Raw genomic sequence first — 5,162 nt, forward strand, 5'->3', positions numbered from 1 at the left:
TGACACCGCGCCCCGCAGATCCGTCCCCGCCCCGCCCGGACCCCCGCACGCGGGAGGCCCGGCTGAGCATTCCGGAGATCGGTCTCGACGGCCTCCGCGTCGTCCGCTACGAGGGGACCACCGACGACTGGCCGGGCACGCACATCCAGAACCGGGGCGACGCGGCCAGCCCCTACGGTCCGAAGGGAGGCGTCGGTCCGGGCGAGCGGGGCAACCACCTGGTCACCGCCCACCGCCTCTCGGCCGGCGCCCCGCTGCGGGACCTGCCCGCCCTCGACGTGGGCGACCGGGTGACCGTCACCTCGGGCGGCACCGAGTACGAGTACCGGATCACGGAGACCCGCAGGACCTCCTTCCGCTCCGAGCGCTCGCTCGCCGAACAGCGCGCCGAGGTGCCGGGGCATCCGGGCCGCAAGGCCACCCGGGCCATGATCACCGTCTCCACGTGCGCGACCCCCGAGGACGACGCGGCGGGCAATTTCTGGCGCGACGACAAGGGCAACCCGGAGCACCGCATCGACAAGATCGGCGTCCTGGTCTCCTCACGCGCCGTCTGACCGCGCGAGGGGCCGGTACCGTCCCCGAGCGGTGCGCGATACTCCCCTCATGTACACGCAATGGGCTCTGCGGCCGGCCGTCCCGGCGGACGTGGAGACGATCGCCGAACTCCGGGCCACCGTGCTGCGGCCGGACCTCGAGCGGCTGGGCCGCTTCGACGAGCACCGCGTACGCCAGCGCTTCCGCGACTCCTGGGCACCGGCGCACACCTCGGTGGTGACCGCCGACGGGTCCTTCGCGGGCAGTGTCACGCTGCGCCCCGCGGAGGACGGCAGGGTGCTCGAGCACTTCTACCTCGACCCCGGCCGACAGGGCCGGGGGCTCGGAACGGCCGTCCTGCGCGCCCTCCTGGACCGCTCGGACGCCGCCGGCGAGACGATCCGCCTGAACGTCCTGAACGGCAGCCCGGCCCGCCGCCTCTACGAGCGCCACGGCTTCACCGTGGAGGCCGAGGATCCGGTCGACGTGTTCATGGTGCGACCGCCACGGTGCACCGTGCCGCGGTGACCGCGGCGCGCCCTGCCGGAGCTGGACCCTCGCCCGCTCGACCCCGACCGCGGAGCTGGTGGCGTGGGCCGGTGCCCGCCCCTTCCTGCGGGTGGACGACGAGAGGCGACGCGCGCGCCGGAAAATCCGTCGACCGCCGTCCGTCCCTCCGTCAGACTGGTCGACCGTGACGAGCAGCGAACTGTGGAGCAAGGAATCCGCCGAGCGCTACGACGCGGGCGAGACCAGGATGAACTCGCCCGCCGTGCTGGGCCCCACCGTCGACTTCCTCGCCCGGCTGGCCGGTGACGGCCCCGCCCTCGAATTCGCCATCGGCACCGGCCGCGTGGGCGTACCGCTGCGCCGGCGCGGCGTGCCGGTGGCCGGCATCGAACTGTCCGCGCACATGGCGGCGGTGCTGCGCCGCAAGGTCGACGAGGAGACCCTCCCGGTCGTCGTCGGCGACATGGCCACGACCGTGGTTCCCGGCAGCCACACCCTCGTCTACCTGGTGTACAACACCATCTCCAACCTGCTCACCCAGGACGAGCAGGTCGAGTGCTTCCGCAACGCCGCCCGCCACCTCGCCCCCGGGGGCAGGTTCGTGATCGAGCTCGAAGTGCCGCCGCTGCGGCGCATGCCACCCGGCCAGGTCGCCGTTCCCTTCGACGTCTCCGACCGTCACCTCGGCTTCGACACCATCGACACCGTCAGCCAGCTCCTCGTCTCGAACCACTTCACCCGCGAGGACGACGGCCGCTACCGCCGCGGCAACTCCCGCCACCGCTACGTCTGGCCGTCCGAGCTGGACCTCATGGCGCGGATCGCCGGGCTGGAACTCGAGCAGCGGGTCGCGGACTGGGACGGCTCCCCCTTCACCGGCGATTCGGCCGGCCACGTCTCCGTCTGGCGCAAGCCCGCCTGAGCCGCCTTGGCCCGGGTACCCGCACACGCGCACACAGCGGCGACCCGGAGGGAAGACGAAGGCATGCTGATCGACGAGAAACTGGTCGGGGAACTCCTGGACAGGCCGGCGGACGACGCCGCACTGGTCCTGCTCGAGGGCACCGCCCAGGTGACCGACCGCGCCGCACTGGAGGGCGACCGCGCCTTCCGCGGCGCGGCCGTGCTGCTGACCCGCGGGGAACTCGTGGACCGGCTGGGCGGCTCCTCGCCCAGCGAGGAGGACCTGTCGCGGGTGGCCGCGGCCCTGAGCGACTCCGTCGGCAAGCTGGGCGCCTGACCGGCGGGCCCGCGAAGCCGGCCGTCGGCCACGGGCGACCGGTCACCGGTGAATGCCGACCGATAATCGGAATCTTCCGGTCCGCATGCCCCTGAGGAGCAGAACTTATGGCCTCCTCAGGGGTACCGGCGGAGAAAAACGAGCGATTTTGCTGCACTTCCTCCCGTCACCAATCATGGTCCGCACGCCCGGCGATCCCGGGCGTCGGCACGACGAGAGGCGCACCACCCATGCCCCCCACCGGGAACCCCTCCCCCCATGCCCCGACCCCCGCCGCGGGGGCCGCGGCCGCCCTCCCGGAGGCGAAGACCTCTTCCGCGGGCGAGGACGGGAACCGGCACGCCCGCCGGTTCGGACTCCCGGTGGCGACCGCGCTGGTGATGGGCAACATCATCGGCGGCGGCATCTTCCTGCTGCCGGCCTCGGTGGCCCCGTTCGGCACGGTGAGTCTGGTGGCGTTCGCGGTGCTGACGGTCGGGGCGATCGCGCTCGCCCTCACCTTCGGGCGCCTCGCGGAACGTGACCCGCGCACCGGTGGCCCGTACGTGTACGCACGCGAGTCCTTCGGCGACTTCGCGGGGTTCCTCGCCGCATGGTCGTACTGGATCACCACCTGGGTGTCGAACGCGGCCCTGGCGGTCGCGGCGGTCGGCTACCTCACCGTCCTCCTCCCGGGCGTCGGCGAGCACCGCTGGGCGACCTGCGCGGCCGCCCTGGTCCTCCAGTGGCTCCCGGCGCTCGCCAACTTCGCCGGCACCCGGTGGGTCGGCGCCGTGCAGCTGGTCTCCACGGTCCTGAAGTTCGTCCCGTTGCTGCTGGTCGCCGTCGGGGGTCTGTTCTTCTTCGACGGCGACAACCTCGGCCCGTTCAACGCGAGCGGCCAGAGCGCGGTCGGCGCGGTCTCCGCGGCGGCGGCGATCCTTCTCTTCTCCTACCTCGGGGTGGAGTCCGCGGCGGTCAGCGCGGGCGAGGTGGCGGACGCACGCCGCAACGTGGGCCGCGCCACCGTCATCGGTACGGCCGGCGCCGCGCTCGTCTACCTGCTGGGCACGCTGGCCGTCTTCGGCACCGTCGCCCACGACGAGCTGGTGGACTCCACGGCTCCCTTCTCGGACGCCGTGAACTCCATGTTCGGCGGCAGCTGGGGCGGCTGGGCCGTCGCCGTGGCCGCGCTGGTCTCGATGACCGGCTGTCTGAACGGCTGGACCCTGCTCAGCGCCCAGACCCCCTACGCCGCAGCGCGCGACGGGCTGTTCCCGGCGCCCTTCGCCCGCCGCCGGCGCGGCGTGCCCACCTTCGGCGTCGCCGTCACCGTGGTCCTGTCATCCCTGTTGACCGTCTACAACTACGCCTCCGACTCGGCCCGCGTCTTCGAGGTCCTGGTCCTGATCACCACCTTCACCGCCACCGTCCCCTACCTCCTGGCCACCGCCGCGCAGCTGCGCCACCTGGTGGCCGGCCGCCACGAGCGGGTCGACCGCGCCCGCCTGGCGCGGGACGTGACGGTGACCGCGGTGGCCGCCGGCTTCTCGCTCTGGCTGGTGGCCGGGTCCGGCTACGCGGCTGTCTACCAGGGCGTGCTCTTCCTGTTCGCCGGGGTCCTGGTGTACGCGGTGATGACCGCCCGGCGCTGACCGGCTCCGCCCCGTCGCCCACGGGCCGGCGTCCGCCGGATGCGCGGGCCCGACGCGGGCACACGTACGGCATGGCCACTTCCAAGACCACCGTGCTCGTCCTCGACTGCGCCGCTCCCGAGGAACTCGCCGAGTTCTACGCCGCGTTGCTCGACGCGACCGTACGACGCGGCGTCGACCCCGACTTCGTCGAGGTCGTCGGGAACGACGGCAACCACATCGCCGTACGCCGTGACCACGGCTACGCGCCGCCCAGTTGGCCCCGGCCCGACGACTCCCAACAGGCACACCTGCACATCCTGGTGGCCCAGGAGGACATGGACGAGGCCGAGCGGGAGGCCGTGGGCCTCGGCGCGCGTCCGATCGAGACGCGCGACAACTCCGGCCCGCGGGACGTGCGCACCTACGCCGACCCCGCCGGCCACTCCTTCACCCTGGTCGCCCGCCGGGACCACTGACGGAGACGGGACGGGGACGGGGACGGGCGCGGTGGGCGTCCGTCCCCGCGGCCCGCGGGGACGACGGACGGATCAGCAGCCGATCCGGCGGTCGTCCAGCGCGACGTCGTCCATGCGGACGTCGTAGGAGGACGGGCTCGGGTTGCCCTGGTAGAGCTGCCAGCCGATCTTCACGGTGTCGAACTGCGGGAAGACGAAGTCGGTGTCGGCGCCGCCGTGGTCACGGGTGGAGACGGTCAGTTCGGGCTTGGCCCTGCCGTCGATCCACACGGAGATCCTGTTGTCGGTGGCGTCCATCCGCCACTCCACGCACTGCCAGACGCCCGCGGTGGCGGGGGCCGACTCGCGCCAGGCCGTCCAGTCGCCGGTGGGGCCGCCGTCGGAACCGACGCCCCACAGGTTCTTCCCGAGGTCCGGCACGTACTGGCCGCCCAGGGGACGGATGTACCCCGGGCCCTCGCCGGTGGCCTCCACCATGGTCCAGTGGGCCCAGTCGGGGGCCGTCGGGAAGGCGTCGACGCGGAGGCGGACGCGGCCCCAGAAGCTGTTGCCGGGCGGGGTGAGGTCGTCGACCTGGAGGAACGCCTTGCCGTTTCCCTCGGTGTGGACGCGCAGGTGCTTGCCGTGCCGGGTGGCGTCCCGCTCGACGGTGAGCGTGCCGTTCGCGGTGTCGGTGGTCCAGCCGCGGCCCTGTGTCGCGCCGGGGCGCAGGGTGGCGAAGTCCTCGCAGAACAGCAGGTCGCGGTGGGCACAGGTACGGTCGCCGCCGCGGTGGTCCGGCGC

The 5,162-nt window shown here is 73.2% G+C and carries 7 protein-coding genes; 6 read left to right on the plus strand and 1 reads right to left on the minus strand.

Annotation, left to right across the window (positions count from 1 at the left end; translation table 11 throughout):
• The 6 genes from HW445_RS17815 to HW445_RS17840 form a co-directional block, all read left to right on the plus strand.
• Nucleotides 1–557: class E sortase (locus tag HW445_RS17815; RefSeq protein ID WP_180221996.1), on the plus strand; the 557-nt coding region annotated here is incomplete at its 5' end.
• Nucleotides 558–606: 49 nt separating this feature from the next.
• Nucleotides 607–1,065, plus strand: coding sequence for a GNAT family N-acetyltransferase (locus HW445_RS17820; protein WP_180221997.1), 459 nt, complete (start codon nt 607–609; stop codon nt 1,063–1,065).
• A gap of 166 nt (nt 1,066–1,231) precedes the next feature.
• Nucleotides 1,232–1,969 (plus strand): class I SAM-dependent methyltransferase, encoded by a 738-nt coding sequence (locus HW445_RS17825; RefSeq protein ID WP_180221998.1) that lies wholly within the window; start codon nt 1,232–1,234, stop codon nt 1,967–1,969.
• A 63-nt stretch (nt 1,970–2,032) separates the two neighbouring features.
• Nucleotides 2,033–2,287, plus strand: coding sequence for a hypothetical protein (locus HW445_RS17830; protein ID WP_180221999.1), 255 nt, complete (start codon nt 2,033–2,035; stop codon nt 2,285–2,287).
• Nucleotides 2,288–2,517: 230 nt separating this feature from the next.
• Nucleotides 2,518–3,921 (plus strand): amino acid permease, encoded by a 1,404-nt coding sequence (locus HW445_RS17835; protein ID WP_180222000.1) that lies wholly within the window; start codon nt 2,518–2,520, stop codon nt 3,919–3,921.
• A 71-nt stretch (nt 3,922–3,992) separates the two neighbouring features.
• Complete coding sequence (locus HW445_RS17840; RefSeq protein WP_180222001.1) at nt 3,993–4,379, plus strand: VOC family protein; 387 nt, start codon at nt 3,993–3,995, stop codon at nt 4,377–4,379.
• Between the two features lie 72 nt (nt 4,380–4,451).
• Here HW445_RS17840 and HW445_RS17845 read toward each other — a convergent pair whose 3' ends face one another.
• Complete coding sequence (locus HW445_RS17845; protein ID WP_180222002.1) at nt 4,452–5,117, minus strand: hypothetical protein; 666 nt, start codon at nt 5,115–5,117, stop codon at nt 4,452–4,454.
• Nucleotides 5,118–5,162: the final 45 nt, after the last annotated feature.

This window comes from Streptomyces sp. UH6, from assembly GCF_013421635.1.
Taxonomy (GTDB): Bacteria; Actinomycetota; Actinomycetes; order Streptomycetales; family Streptomycetaceae; genus Streptomyces; species Streptomyces abyssomicinicus.